Annotated in this window: 13 protein-coding genes; 7 read left to right on the forward strand and 6 right to left on the reverse strand. The window is 71.2% G+C overall.

The window, feature by feature from the left end; translation table 11 throughout:
- The first annotated feature begins 533 nt into the window (after positions 1-533).
- On the forward strand, positions 534-1,382 hold the full coding sequence (locus tag ACGFT2_RS12530) for a trypsin-like peptidase domain-containing protein (protein WP_393276747.1): 849 nt from the start codon (positions 534-536) through the stop codon (positions 1,380-1,382).
- A 174-nt stretch (positions 1,383-1,556) separates the two neighbouring features.
- On the opposite strand, the gene ACGFT2_RS12535 is transcribed toward ACGFT2_RS12530, so the two are convergent.
- A complete protein-coding gene (locus ACGFT2_RS12535; protein ID WP_393276750.1) occupies positions 1,557-3,182 on the reverse strand; it encodes an amidohydrolase family protein in 1,626 nt (541 codons plus the stop codon).
- A 10-nt stretch (positions 3,183-3,192) separates the two neighbouring features.
- Positions 3,193-4,470, reverse strand: coding sequence for an amino acid deaminase (locus tag ACGFT2_RS12540; protein ID WP_393276753.1), 1,278 nt, complete (start codon positions 4,468-4,470; stop codon positions 3,193-3,195).
- A 269-nt stretch (positions 4,471-4,739) separates the two neighbouring features.
- Between ACGFT2_RS12540 and ACGFT2_RS12545 the strand changes: the two genes are divergently transcribed.
- The 5 genes from ACGFT2_RS12545 to ACGFT2_RS12565 all read left to right on the forward strand — a co-directional run bounded on the left by ACGFT2_RS12545 (position 4,740) and on the right by ACGFT2_RS12565 (position 9,357).
- The gene (locus tag ACGFT2_RS12545; RefSeq protein WP_393276756.1) at positions 4,740-5,810 is read left to right on the forward strand and encodes a sugar kinase; all 1,071 of its coding nucleotides are present in this window, start codon (positions 4,740-4,742) and stop codon (positions 5,808-5,810) included.
- Positions 5,807-6,568, forward strand: coding sequence for an IclR family transcriptional regulator (locus ACGFT2_RS12550; RefSeq protein WP_393276759.1), 762 nt, complete (start codon positions 5,807-5,809; stop codon positions 6,566-6,568). The genes ACGFT2_RS12545 and ACGFT2_RS12550 overlap by 4 nt, the downstream gene beginning before the upstream one ends.
- Positions 6,565-6,975, forward strand: a complete 411-nt coding sequence (locus tag ACGFT2_RS12555; RefSeq protein ID WP_393276762.1) for a RidA family protein — start codon at positions 6,565-6,567, stop codon at positions 6,973-6,975. The genes ACGFT2_RS12550 and ACGFT2_RS12555 overlap by 4 nt, the downstream gene beginning before the upstream one ends.
- A gap of 114 nt (positions 6,976-7,089) precedes the next feature.
- Complete coding sequence (locus ACGFT2_RS12560) at positions 7,090-8,565, forward strand: GntP family permease (protein ID WP_393276765.1); 1,476 nt, start codon at positions 7,090-7,092, stop codon at positions 8,563-8,565.
- A gap of 75 nt (positions 8,566-8,640) precedes the next feature.
- Positions 8,641-9,357 (forward strand): hypothetical protein, encoded by a 717-nt coding sequence (locus ACGFT2_RS12565; RefSeq protein WP_393276768.1) that lies wholly within the window; start codon positions 8,641-8,643, stop codon positions 9,355-9,357.
- 45 nt (positions 9,358-9,402) lie between these two features.
- Here the strand turns inward: ACGFT2_RS12565 and ACGFT2_RS12570 are convergent, their stop codons facing one another.
- Together ACGFT2_RS12570 and ACGFT2_RS12575 are read right to left on the reverse strand one after the other, a co-directional pair.
- A complete protein-coding gene (locus tag ACGFT2_RS12570; RefSeq protein ID WP_393276771.1) occupies positions 9,403-9,840 on the reverse strand; it encodes a hypothetical protein in 438 nt (145 codons plus the stop codon).
- 98 nt (positions 9,841-9,938) lie between these two features.
- On the reverse strand, positions 9,939-11,282 hold the full coding sequence (locus tag ACGFT2_RS12575) for a M14 family metallopeptidase (RefSeq protein WP_393276774.1): 1,344 nt from the start codon (positions 11,280-11,282) through the stop codon (positions 9,939-9,941).
- Between the two features lie 368 nt (positions 11,283-11,650).
- Here ACGFT2_RS12575 and ACGFT2_RS12580 point away from each other — a divergent pair, with 368 nt between their 5' ends.
- Entirely contained in the window at positions 11,651-12,325 is a 675-nt protein-coding gene (locus ACGFT2_RS12580) for a hypothetical protein (protein ID WP_393276777.1), read from the forward strand.
- A 94-nt stretch (positions 12,326-12,419) separates the two neighbouring features.
- On the opposite strand, the gene ACGFT2_RS12585 is transcribed toward ACGFT2_RS12580, so the two are convergent.
- Together ACGFT2_RS12585 and ACGFT2_RS12590 are read right to left on the reverse strand one after the other, a co-directional pair.
- Positions 12,420-12,611 carry a DUF397 domain-containing protein gene (locus ACGFT2_RS12585; protein WP_393276780.1) on the reverse strand — a complete coding sequence of 64 codons (192 nt, stop codon included), beginning with the start codon at positions 12,609-12,611 and terminating at the stop codon, positions 12,420-12,422.
- Between the two features lie 8 nt (positions 12,612-12,619).
- The gene (locus ACGFT2_RS12590) at positions 12,620-13,471 is read right to left on the reverse strand and encodes a helix-turn-helix domain-containing protein (protein ID WP_393276782.1); all 852 of its coding nucleotides are present in this window, start codon (positions 13,469-13,471) and stop codon (positions 12,620-12,622) included.
- Between the last annotated feature and the right edge of the window lie 141 nt (positions 13,472-13,612).

Raw genomic sequence — 13,612 nt, forward strand, 5'->3', positions numbered from 1 at the left:
CGTGAGCTTACGGGCCGGCCGTGCCCGCCGGCCCGTGTTTTCCGACACGTGAGACCAGGAAGTTCGCCCGGATATCACCGCGTACCGTCCCGGGAGTCGCTTGACTCCCGGAATCCGCTGTCATGTCCACCGAACGTGAGTGCGGCACGGGGGGTGGGCGGCGCCGGGTGGCGATCGTCGCCGGGGCCTCGGGGTGGCCCGGACCGCCGCGGTGATCGCCGGCGCGGCCCGGCGGGGGGCACGGCCGCGGCCGAGGCGCGGGACGGCCCCGCCGGCCGGTGAGCGCCGGCAGGGCCGCCGCCACCCGCATCCGTGCCGGCGTGGGAGAGCCGCGCCGGGGGAGTCCCGGCCGGACATGTCGTCAAGTAAGCGGTGTGGCGGGTGAGATGGCCGCCGTTCCGCACAGGGAAACCCCTATGACCTGACCCGCCGTCTTGTTCGCACCCCTCTCAGCATTGAGAATGCGCATGACAAACGATGCAAGGGCGGCCGGAAGATGTCCGGTCGCCCAAGTCGTAAGAGGGGACCCCCACATGAACAAGCCTCTCCTTGCCGCGTTGTCCTCCCTGGCGATAGCCGGGCTGGGCGCGACCCCGGCGGTCGCCGCGTCGCACACCGCCGCCCCGCAATCCGCCAAGGCGGTCAAGGCCACGGTGAGCTTCGCCGGTACCGTCTCGCTCAGCAACTGCTCCGGCTCCGTCATCCGCTTCCCCAACTCCGCGGACAGCGACCCGGCGCTCGTGCTGACCAACGGCCACTGCCTGGAGACCGGCTTCCCCGAGCCGGGCGAGGTCATCACCGGCCAGTCCTCCAGCCGTACCTTCGGCCTGCTGAACTCCGCCGGCAGCAAGGTCGCCACGCTCCGCGCCAACCAGGTCGTCTACTCGACCATGACGGACACGGACGTCACGATCTACCGCACCACCACGACGTACGCGGCGATCAAGAGCTCGTACGGCATCAGCCCGCTCACCGTGCAGGACACGCACCCGACCGCCGGCACGGCCATCAAGGTGGTCTCCGGTTACTGGAAGCGGATCTACAGCTGCAACGTCGACGGCTTCGTGTACCGGCTGAAGGAGGGCGACTGGACCTGGAAGGACTCGCTCCGCTACACCTCCTCCTGCAACACCATCGGCGGCACCTCGGGCTCGCCCGTCGTCGACACCACGACCGGCAAGGTCGTCGCCGTCAACAACACCGGCAACGAGGACGGTGAGCGCTGCACCGAGAACAACCCCTGCGAGGTGGACGCCAACGGGACGGTGACCGTCCGGCAGGGCATCAACTACGCCGAGGAGACCTACAACATCCCGGCCTGCTTCACCACCGGCAACAAGCTCAACCTGAGCGCCACCGGCTGCACCCTGCCCAAGCCGTAGCCGTAGCCGTAACCGAAGTCCGGGCTGGAGTTGCAGCCGGAGCCGGAGCCGGAGCCGGAGCCGGAGCCGGAGCCGGAGCCGGAGCCGGAGCCGGAGCCGGAGCCGGAGCCGGAGCCGGAGCCGTAGCCTCGGCCGTGGCTCCGGCCCTGGTCGCGGGTGCCGGTGGCCGGGCGGTCATGCCGGAGTCCGGCGGACCGCCCGGCCCGCCAGCACGTCCGTCCGCTTGCCGTCCTCGATGACGAACCGGCCGTCGATCAGGACGTGCGGGATGCCGGTCGGCAGGGTGCGGGGCTCGGCGAAGGTGGCGCCGGCCGACACCGTCTCCGGGTCGAAGAGCACAAGGTCGGCCCGGTAGCCCTCGCGCACCAGTCCGCGGTCCGGCAGTCGCAGCCGGGCCGCGGGCCGGCCGGTGAGATGTGCGACGCACTCCTCCAGCGTCAGCACTCCCGACTCCCGTACGTACCGGCCGAGGTAGCGCGGAAAGGTGCCGTAGGCGCGCGGGTGCGGCTTCGCGCCCCGCAGAATGCCGTCGGAGCCGCCGGTGTGGGTCCGGTGCCGCATGATCGTGCGGACGTTCTCCTCGTGGCCGACGTGCTGCAGGATCGTCGTACCGAGCCGGTCGTCGACCAGCAGACGGCGGGCCGTCGTCCAGGGGCTCTCGCCGCGCAGCGCCGCCGACTCGCGGACGGTACGGCCGACGAGGTCGCCGAGTGCCGGATCGCCGACGCCGGAGATCTCGATCGTCTCCCACTCCACGGGCACACCGTGGCAGCCGTCGGAACCGGTCACCTCCAGGTCGTGCCGGATGCGCTCGGCCGTCACCGGGTCGGAGAGCCGCGCCAGGATCGCCTCCGGGCCGCCCTCGCTCGCCCAGCTCGGCAGCAGCGCGGCCAGGGTGGTGCAGCCGGGGGTGTAGGGATAGGTGTCCAGCGTGATGTCCGCGCCCGCGTCCAGGGCCTGGTCGAGCAGCGCGAGCAGCTCGGGCGATCGGCCCTCGTTCACGCCGAAGTTCATCGTGGCGTGGGCCAGGTGCAGCGGGCAGCCGGCCTCGCGGGTCAGGGCGACCATCTCGGCGTAGGCCTCCAGGGCGCCGGCGCCGTAGGAGCGGTGGTGCGGGCAGTAGTAGCCGCCGTACCGGGCCACCACCCGGCACAGTTCGGCCAGTTCGGCGTCCTCGGCGTACATGCCCGGGGTGTAGGTGAGCCCGGAGGACAGGCCGACCGCTCCCTGTTCCATCCCCTCCGCGACCAGCCGCCGCATCCGGTCGACCTCCTCGGGCGTGGCCTCGCGGTCCTCCCAGCCCACGGCGAGGGCGCGGACGGTGCCCTGCGGGACGAGGTAGGCGGCGTTCACGGCGATGCCGCGGCCGTCGAACCCGTGGTCCAGCCGGTCCAGGTACTCGCCGACGGTCCGCCAGCCGAAGTCGATGTCGTCGCCGTACCCGTTCCAGCCGGTGATCGCCCGCCGCACCTCCTCCAGGGTGCGGTCGTCCACCGGGGCGTACGACAACCCGTCCTGGCCGAGCACCTCCAGCGTGACCCCCTGCGCGGCCTTCGCGCTGTGGTCCGGGTCGCGCAGCAGGGCGAGGTCGGAGTGGGCGTGCATGTCGATGAAGCCGGGGGAGAGGACCAGGCCCTCCGCGTCCAGCTCCCGCACGGCGCGCGGCCGCTGGCAGCCCGCGCCGGCGGCTTCCTTGACGATCGAGACGATCCGGCCGCCGTCGAGCACGACGTCGGCGCGGTAGGAGTCCGCGCCGCTGCCGTCGACGACGTCGGCGTCCCGGATGACCAGGTCCTCCACGCGGGGCCTCCTAGAAGAACGTGCGGATGTAGTCGACGACCGTGCCGTCCGCCTCGGCCACCGGGATCAGCTGCCACTTGTCGAAGGACGTGCACGGGTGGGACAGGCCGAGACCGATCCAGTCGCCCACCTCCAGGTCCGCCTCGGCCGTCGTGCCCAGCCAGGCGTGCTGGTCGGACAGGCCGGTCACGGTGACGCCGGTGGCCGGCCGCTCGACGCCGTCCCTGCGGATCACCTGGGCGTCGGGCAGGTCCAGGTCGTAGGCCGCGTCACGCTTGCCCGCGTTGGCGAAGGCCTGGTCGGGCGAGGGTCGGGAGATCACCTGCGTCCACAGCCGGAAGGCGGGTTCCAGGGCGCCCTCCTCGGGGACGCGGGCGAACGGGGTGAGGCGGCGGTAGTGCCCGTCGTCGTGCGAGACGTACGCGCCCGAGCGCAGCAGCTTCAGCACGGGCAGGGACAGTCCGGGGATCTCCGCGAACACGTCGGCCACCGTGTCGAACCAGGCGCTGCCGCCCGCGCTCACCACGATCTCCTCCGCCGCATCGAACCGGCCGTTCTCGTCGAGGTCGGCGGCCAGCGCCACCAGCCGCCGCAGATACGACCGCACGCGCTCCGGATCGGGCTGCGGCACCTCGCCCTCGTATCCCGCGACCCCGACGAGCCGCAGCGTCGGTACGGCGGCCACGGCGCCGGCGACGGCGGCGCACTCGGCCTCGGTGCGCACCCCGGTACGGGCTCCGTCGCCCGCCGCGAGCTCCACGACCACGTCCACCGGACGGCTCGCGCCGCGCAGGGCCGCGTCCATCAGCTCGACGCCACGCACCGAGTCGACGTAACAGACGAAGCGGAACTCCGGATCGGCGGCCAGCTCGCCGGCGATCCAGCGCAGCGCGGAGGCGTCCACCAGCTCGTTCGCGAGGAAGACCCGCTGGACGCCGAAGGCCCGGGCGACGCGCACCTGATGGGGCACCGCCAGGGTGATGCCCCAGGCGCCGTGCTCCATCTGGCGCCGGAAGAGCTGCGGGGCCATGGAGGTCTTGCCGTGCGGGGCGAAGGCGAGGCCGTGCCGGACGGTGTACGTCTCCATCAGCGCCAGATTGTGCTCCAGGCGCTCGGCGGACAGGGCGAGGACGGGGGTGGTGAAGCCGTCCGTGAACAGGTTGCGGCGCAGCCCGGCCAGCTCGGCGACGGTCAGGCCCCAGGAGTCCGGCGGGAGGCCCTTGAAGCGGTGGTCGACCCGTTCCTCGGCGAGGCGGTCAAGCGCCTCGGTGCCGGTGTCCAGAGCCATCTCAGCCTCCTGATCAGGTGCGTTGCAAATATTGCAACACCCATTGCGTATGTCGCTCACAGCTGTCTAACATCTCGGCCAACACGGGGTCAATGAAACCGCCGCCCGGCGGGACCCCACCCCGCACAGGGTCAATGAAACCGCCGCCCGGCGGGATCCCACCCGACACGGGGTCGACGAAACCGCCGCCCGGCGGGACCCCACCCGACACGGGGTCGACGAAACCGCCGGGGACCCCATCCCGGAACCGACGAGGAGCCCCCGCCATCGTGACCGCCGAAGGCCATCCGAGCGCCGCCCCCGAGGTCGTCGACGTCGTCGCGCTCGGCGAGTCCATGGTCACCTTCCTGCCCAGCCGCCCCGGACGCCTCGCCGATGTGCCCTCCTTCGACCGGGCCATCGGCGGAGCCGAGTCGAACGTGGCCTGCGTGCTGGCGGCGGCCGGACACACGGCCCGCTGGGTGAGCCGGGTGGGCGCCGACGGGTTCGGACAGCACCTGGTGGAGCGGATCGCCGGGTACGGAGTCGACACGGGCGCGGTACGCACCGACCCGGACCGGCCCACCGGCATCTACTTCCGCACGGCGGCCGACCGGGCCACCGACGCCCACGAGGTGGCCTACTACCGGTCCGGCTCCGCGGCCTCCGCGATGGCCGTGGACACCGTGGACCTGGCCGCGGCACGGGCGGGACGCGTCCTGCACCTGTCCGGCATCACGGCGGCGCTGTCGGCGCCCTGCCTGGAGCTGATGGGCGAACTGACCGCACCCAGGCCCGGCCGTCCGCTGGTCTCCTTCGACGTCAACCACCGGCCCGCGCTGTGGCGCGACGCCGACGGACCCCGTGTCCTGCTGGAACTGGCGCGGCGCGCCGACATCGTGTTCGTCGGCGACGACGAGGCGCGCGACGCCTGGGGTTTGCACGGCCCACGCGCCATCGTGGAAGCACTGCCCGAGCCGGGGATCGTCGTCGTCAAGCAGGGCGGGGACGGAGCGACCGTCTTCACCCGGGACGCCCGGCCGACGGAGGACTCCGGCGGCGACGCGACGTTCGTCCGTCCCCCGCGGGTGGACGTCGTCGCCCACATCGGCGCCGGGGACGCCTTCGCCGCCGGATTCCTCTCCGCAACACTGCGCGGCCTGCCCGCCCGGGACCGCCTCCGGCACGGCCACCTCTTCGCCGCCGCCGCGCTCACCACCCCCGGAGACCTGGCCGCACCCCCCACCCGCGGCCACGCCGACCGCCTGGCCGCCCTGGACGACACGGCATGGGGGAGACTTCGACTCGGCCCCGGCTGGACGCAAGCCGAGCGGGCCACCGAGGAGGCGAACACCCCATGAGTCAGACCGTCGACCGCGCCCTGAGCATCCTGCCGCTGCTCGCCGAGGGCCCCGCCGACCTCGGGCAGGTCGCCGACCGCCTGGGCGTGCACAAGTCCACGGCGCTGCGCCTCCTGCGCACCCTGCACGAGCACGGCCTGGTCTACCGCCAGTCCGACCAGCGCTACCGCCTCGGCGCCCGTCTCTTCGCCCTCGCCCAGGAGGCGATGGAGAACCTCGACATCCGCGAGATCGCCCACCCGCACCTGGTCCGCCTGAACGAGCAGTGCGGACACACCGTGCACCTCGCGGTGTACGAGGAGGGCGAGGTGCTCTACATCGACAAGGTGGAGAGCCGCTACCCCGTGCGCATGTACTCGCGCATCGGCAAGCCGGTGGCGATCACCGTCGCCGCCGTGGCCAAGCTCCTCCTCGCCGACCTGCCCGAAGCCGAGCGCCGCGCCCTCGCGGACAAGCTCGACTACCCCCTCTACACGGCCCGTTCCACCGCCGGCGCCCCCGCCTTCCTGCGGGAGCTCGAGCAGGTGCGCGAACAGGGCTGGGCCACCGACCTCGGTGGCCACGAGGAGTCCATCAACTGCGTCGCGGCCCCCATCCGCGGCGCCGACGGCCGGGTGGTCGCCGCGATGTCGGTGTCCGCGCCCAACGTCGTCGTCACCACCGAGGAACTCCTCACCCTGCTCCCGCTGGTGCGCCGTACGGCGGACGCGATCAGCGGCGAGTACTCCGGCAGAACACCAGTAAGGGACCCCGCATGACGGACAAGACCGCGCTCACCCCGAAGACCCACACCACTCCGCCCGCGAGGTTCTCCCACGGGGTGCGCAAGGGCAACATCCTCCAGGTCGCCGGCCAGGTCGGCTTCCTGCCCGCCGAGGAGGGCAAGCCCCCGACGCCGGCCGGACCCACCCTGCGCGAGCAGACCCTGCAGACCCTCGCCAACGTCAAGGCGATCCTCGAAGAGGGCGGCGCCGGCTGGGACGACGTGATGATGATCCGCGTCTACCTGACCGACGTGGACCACTTCGCCGAGATGAACGACGTCTACAACACCTACTTCGAGGAGCAGGGCCTCACCCAGCCCCCCGCCGCCCGCACGACGGTCTACGTCGGACTGCCGGCCGGCCTCCTCATCGAGATCGACGCGCTCGCCGTACTCGGCTGAGCCGCCGGCCCCTCTCTCCACCCGTACCACGCACACGGCACGGCACCCTCCGGGGCGCCGTGCCGCGCTCCCCCCTGCCCGAAAGCACGATGCACTTACAAAGAGGCCCCCCGTATGTCCCTCCCGCTCGCCGCGGCCGCCCCCGCCGCCCCGCCCCACACCGGCGGTCTGCTCCTCCTGATCGACGGCACACCCGGACTGCTCACCGTCGCCGGGCTCGGCATGGCCCTGCTGCTCTTCCTGATCATCAAGGTCAGACTCCAGCCCTTCGTGGCCCTGCTCACCGTCTCCATAGCCGTCGGCCTGCTGGCCGGCCTGTCGGTCACCGAACTCTTCGGCACCGTCCAGCGCTCCGACGCCGTCTCCACCATCGAGTCCGGCATGGGCGGCATCCTCGGCCACGTCGCGATCATCATCGGCCTTGGCACCATGCTCGGCGCGATCCTCGAGGTCAGCGGCGGCGCGGAGGTCCTCGCCTCACGCCTGCTGAACCTCTTCGGCGAACGCCGCGCCCCCCTCGCCATGGGCCTGACCGGTCTGATCTTCGGCATCCCGGTCTTCTTCGACGTGGGCATCTTCGTCCTCGCCCCGATCGTCTACGCGGCCGCCAAGCGCGGCGGAAAGTCGATCCTCCTCTACTGCCTGCCGCTCCTCGCGGGCCTGTCCATGACCCACGCCTTCCTGCCGCCGCATCCCGGCCCGGTCGCCGCCGCCGGACTGCTGCACGTCCAGCTCGGCTGGGTCATCCTCATGGGCATCGTCTGCGGCATCCCGGCCGTGCTGGCCGCGTGGGCGTACGCCGCCTGGATCGGCAAGCGGATCTTCGTCGCCGTACCGCAGGACATGGTCGAGGCCGCGGAGGAGGCCAGGCGGGCGGTGGTGGAGGAACAGCGCGCCCAGGGCGTGGCACCGCAGGAGAAGCCGGTACCGCTCGGCACGGTGCTCACGATCATCGGTACGCCCCTGATCCTGATCCTCGCCGCGACCTTCTCCTCGATCGCCCTGGACCCGTCCCCCGGCCGCTCGGTGCTGGAGTTCTTCGGCCACCCCTTCGTCGCCCTCACCATCGCCCTGCTCCTCGCCTACTACCTGCTCGGCATCCGGCGGGGCTGGTCGCGCAAGTCCCTGGAGGCGGTGTCCACTTCCTCCCTCAAGCCGGTCGGCAACATCCTGCTGGTGGTGGGCGCGGGCGGCATCTTCGGCGCCGTACTGAAGGCGAGCGGGGTGGCCCAGGCGCTCTCGGACACCTTCGACGGCGTGGGCCTGCCGGTGATCGTCCTCTCGTACCTGATCTCCCTGGTCCTGCGGATCGCCCAGGGCTCGGCGACGGTCGCGATCGTGACGACGGCGGGCATCGTCGCCCCGCTCCTGGCCGAGGGCCACCACTCCCAGGCCTTCGTCGCCCTCGTCATCATGGCGATCTCGGCCGGCTCCATCTTCGCCTCGCACGTCAACGACGGCGGCTTCTGGATGGTGGCGAAGTACTTCGGCATCAGTGAACGGGACACCCTGAAGACGTGGACGGTCCTGGAGTCGGTGCTGTCGGTGGCGGGGTTCGCGGTGGCGGCGGTGGTGAGCCTGTTCGTGTAGGCGGCGGGCCGGTGTTGCCGAAGTGATGGGCGGGCTGACTGGTTCCGGCACAGGGAAGTCGTCCATACTGCCGCCGTGGAGCAGCGCATAGGATCGAACAGCAAGCCGTCCGAGGGCGAGCCGACGGAGGCTGGTCCGGCGAACGCCGAGTCGGCTGAGCCTGGTTCGGCGAGGGCCGAGCCGGTGAAGGCCGAGCCCGCGAAGGCCGGTTCGGTGAAGGCCGAGCCGGTCCCCGCCGGTGCCGAGGCCGGTTCGGTGAAGACCGGGTCCGTGAAGGCCGAGCCCGTGACGGGGGCCGGCTTCGACCCGGCCTTCATCCCCGGCATCACGGCTCCGGTCGCGGCGGCCGCGGTTCCGGCGCAGGCCGAGCCGCAGGACGCGGTGCGGGAAGCAGCGCCGGACGCGGACGCGGACACGGCGACCGAGCCGGCGGATGCCGGGGCACCGGAAGACGCCGAACCGGCGGAGCGGGAGGGACCGGCGGCCGACGAGGAGGCGGCCGGCGGACCCGTCTTCGAGGCCGCCGACCGCCGCGCGAGGATTGTGGCCGACCGCAAGGGCGTCCGCCTCAGCCTCGACGAGGAGTCCTGCGAGTTCCGCTGGGACGAGATCGCCGCGGTCGAAACGGAGTCGCCCCGCTTCGGCAAGCGCTTCACGATCACCGTGTACACGCCTGAGCGGCGCTGGTACCCGATCGAGATCGAGGCGCCGGCCAGGGCGCGCTTCGCGGACTGGGAGTCGGAGCTGGACGCCGTGCTGGACGCCTACTTCGAGGACGGCGACGCCGCCTAGACGGGCGGGGAGCCACACACCGTCGCTCCCCGCCTTCGTCCCTTGCTACTTGAGCGTCTTGCAGAGCTGCGTCGAGTAGCCCTTGAACTGGATGCAGATCTTGGTGTTCCTGGGGAACACGGGGCCCTTGTGCTTGGCGGCGTTCCAGTCGGCCTCCATGAAGTAGCCGAAGTCCTTGGCCTTCTTCCAGCTCTTGCCGACGTGCTGCCTGCCGCCGGGCTTCTGGTACAGCCAGCGGGCGTAGAAGGCCTTGTTCGACTTGGTCTCCTTGGTCGCGTCGACCCACGAGACGCCTCGGCTGTTGGAGCCCTTCTTGTACCAGTAGTGGATCGCGATGCCGTACGCACAACCGTGCGTGGTGGAGCAGCCCCGCGTGTCCTTGTCGACGTAGGAGGCCGCCGATGCGGAGCCCGTGGCCGTGGTGACGGCCAGGGCGGCGGCACCCGTCGCGACCGCGATGCGTGTAGCCAGTCGTGTCGTCACGTTGATCCCCGTTCAGATGTGAAGTTGCCTGCGGCGTGATCTTCGCAGAACCGGGGGCTCCCGTTCCAACCGGCCTGGCCCACAGGCCGGAGCAGCCGTCAACCGCAGTACTGGCCGGCCTTGCCGATCGACCGGTACATGCAGTCCGCGTTCTCCAGCAGCTGCAGCACGGCGTCCCTGTCACGGGAGGTCTCCCGCTCGATGACCTCGTCGGGCGGGTAGAACCCTCCGTTCCAGGCGGACGTCGGATACATCTCGAAGGTGTAGTCGAAGATCTTCTGCGTACCCCACAGGTAGTCGTCGATGGACCCGTCGGTGATGTACAGGTCGCTGGACTGCTCCGCCGTGTACCCGTTGCTGGCGGCCATCTTCTGCCCCACGGCCTTGAACGCGGCCGCGTCGTCCGCGGTCATCCCGGGGGCGGTGTCGTCGTACGTCCACCCGAACGGCCACAGCACCAGCTCGCTGTAGGTGTGGAAGTCGATGCCCGCCTTGATCTGCTGCTTGCCCCCGACGACCCGGCCGCGGACGAAGTCGGCGACGACCTTCACCTCGGGCGCGGACTCGGGGGAGGCACCGCGGTAGGTCTCGGACGACTTGCTGCCCGAGGACCCGCCGCAGCAGCCCCACTTGTAGTCCCAGTTCCGGTTCAGGTCGGTCCCGACGTACGAGGAACCGGAGTTGGGCTGCCGGTTCTTCCGCCACGACCGGTAGGACCCGGTGGCGATGTCGTACTCGCCGCCGTCCGGGTTCAGATCCGGCACGATCCATATCTCGCGGCTGTTGACGACGTTCGTGATCCGGGAGTCGGTGCCGTATCCCGCGCCGAGCTCGCGCAGCAGATACAGCGCCATCTCCACGGTCAGGTGCTCACGGGCGTGCTGGTGGGCGGTGAACAGCACCTCGGGCTCGTCCTCGTCGGTGCCGACGTTGTCACTGACCTTGATGGCGACGATGTCCCGCCCCTGGTACGACTTCCCGATCACCCGCTTGTTCATGATGCCCGGGTAGGCGGCGATCCGCTGGTCGATCTCGGCGTTCATCTCGGCGTAGTTGTGGTACTTCGCGTCGGAGGACGGGAAGTCGAGCAGCCGCTGCCCGGGCCGCTGCGGGGTGGCCCCCAGCGGGCTGACCTCGTAGCCGAGCCGCCGCAGCTCCCGGATCTGCCCGGGCCGCCCGGACACGACGACGGTCTCCTCGTCGGCCTCGTCCACGGTGACGCCGGTCGCCTGGATGGCCGTACGGGTCACGGGGGTGGTGCTCTGGTGGATCTCGTACTGCCGGATGTCGTCCCCGGAGGGCGCGACCCTGCGGGAACTGTCGGCGCTGGCCTGTCCGACGGTGGCCGAGACGGGGGCGGCGAGGGCGAGGGCCAGCAGCGCACCGAGGGCGGCGGTACGTCTGCCGCCGCGCGCGCCTGAGCCGCGGATGCGAAGTCGCATGAACGCTCCTTGTGGGTGGAGGTGGGGGTGTTCCAGTGCGACGTGCGGGGTGCGGACCCGCCGGGACCGTTTCGTGGGGCTCCCTGTGGGCCCGCTGTGCGGGGTTGGCGTCATGGTGGGCCGCTGGCATGAACGGGTCAACACCGGAGGCGACTGTTGGCGCGAACCGTTCGCCGCCCGCGCACACCGGCGGCCCGCGGTCACCGCCCGTTCTCCCCCCGACCGCGTCACATGATCCGTGCCTCGTGACGGCCGTGTCCGCAGTCGGTGACGAGGAACGTTCCAGTAGTGCGGTGCCGGCGGGCCGTTGCTACGGTCCCGTCCGACGCGGCCGTCCGGGCCGCACACGACCAGGGGGGACGACCCACATGAACGCCAACCGCCTCAGACCTGCCGTCATCGCCTGTGCGGCCGTCGCACTGGCCGCGGCGCTCACCGCATGCCAGGGCGAAGACTCCACCACCGGTGCCGGCGCCGCGCAGAGCGCCTCGGCGAAGGCCGGCTCGACGGCGGGCACGTCCGGCGGCGGCAAGGGCGGGTCCACGGCGACGGCGGCGCCGGGCACGCGGAGCCCGGGCTCGGGGAGCTCGGGCTCGGGGGGCGCCGGAACGTCTACGGCGAAGCCCGCGCCGAAGACCACCGGGCCGGCCGGTACCACGGCCCCGGCCGCCGACTGTGCCACGAAGGCGCCGGACCCGGACCACGCCGACCCCGACGAGATCGTCGTCAACCGCGTCGAGGAACTCCCAGCCGGCACCGGCAAGGTGAATCTCGTCATCCAGCACGGGGCCTGGGGCTGCCCCGGCAAGGAGACCGACGGCAGGCCCTTCCTCACCGACGGCGAGGACAGCCGCTGGGCCCTCGACCAGGCCGCGTACGTCACCGCCACCAACCCCATCACCAGCGGCAGCAAGAATCAGCACATCGGCGTCCAGGAACTGATCGACTGGCTCGACGCCCACCCCGACGCGGGCCTGGTGTTCAAGTACGAGACGGGCGACGACGGCGCGATCCACAGCCTGCGGCAGGTGTACGCGCCCTGACCGCGGCATGGCCGGCGGCTGCCCGGGGTCGTCCGGCCGGCGCCTGGCGCGAGCAGGGAAACGGCCTGACCGCGTCGCCGGCCGGCCGCAGGCCCTACCGGTCCGCTTCCTTGAGGGCTTCGACGAAGCGGGTGAAGGAGACGGCCGGGAAGGTGAGGGTGGCTCGGGCGGGGGCCTTCGAGTCGCGGACGGCTATGTGCGTGTCCAGGTGGGCGACTTCGACGCAGTCGTTGCCCTCACCTCCGCCGGAGAAGGACGACTTCTTCCATGAGGTGGGGGTGGTCATGCCGGTCCTCACGACTCCTTCGCCAGCCGGTGGATGAGGTCGCGCGATTGTTCGGGCGACAGCGCCTCTGCTCTCACCTTACGGAAGAGCCTTCGAAAGTGCTCCAGCTGGGCTTCGGAATCGACGAAGGCGGTGCCGTGCGGAGCGTCCCGCACGACGGTGTCCAGCCGAGGGACGGCTCCGCCCAGGTGCACCATGGTGCTTCCGGCCCCTGCGAAGTCGTCCAGTGCGAAGGGGATGACCCGCACGGTGACATGGTCGGCCTCGGACGCCTCCAGGATGGTGCTGAGCTGGGCCCGGGAAGCGGCGCGCCCAGCCACCCGGATTCGAAGCGCCGCCTCGTGGATGAGTGTCTCGTAGGGGGTGGGGTCGGGGCTGTCGATGACGACCCTCCGCCGCATTCGGTGCTCCACTCGCAGGTTGACCTCGTTGGCGGGGAACTCCGGGTTCATGTAGGCGAAGAGGGCGCGGGCGTAATCCTCCGTCTGTAGCAGCCCCGGTACGTGGATGACCGCCACGTCCTTGCGGAACCTCGCATGATGATCCAGCTCGGCGAGGTCCTGGTAGGCGGCAGGGAGGGCGCCCCGGTACTCCTCCCACCAGCCACGCGTGCGGTCCGCTGCCATGGCCGCCAGGGCGTCGATCAGGTCGGCGTCCGAACAGGCGTAGTTGGCGGCGAGCCGACGCACGCGCTGCTCACTGACTCCCGCGATCCCAGACTCCATCTGACTCATCTGTACGGAGTTCGTACCGAGCAGGGCCGCCGCCTCGGTCGCCTTCAGCCCTGCGGCCTCGCGCAGTCTCCGCAGCTCTCTTCCCAGGCGAACTTGGCGTGCAGTCGGGTTCCGTCGTGCTGGCACGGCGTCCTCTTTCCTCAACGGCCCTGGTGAGTCAGCTCGTTCGGGGCAAGGTTATGCGATCCACTTGCTGTGAATGAAATTTATGCCCTACTTTCAGTTACGTCGCACACACAGCGGAAGTGCACCGCACCGTCGTGCCAT

Source organism: Streptomyces sp. NPDC048514 (assembly GCF_043199955.1).
Classification (GTDB): Bacteria; Actinomycetota; Actinomycetes; order Streptomycetales; family Streptomycetaceae; genus Streptomyces.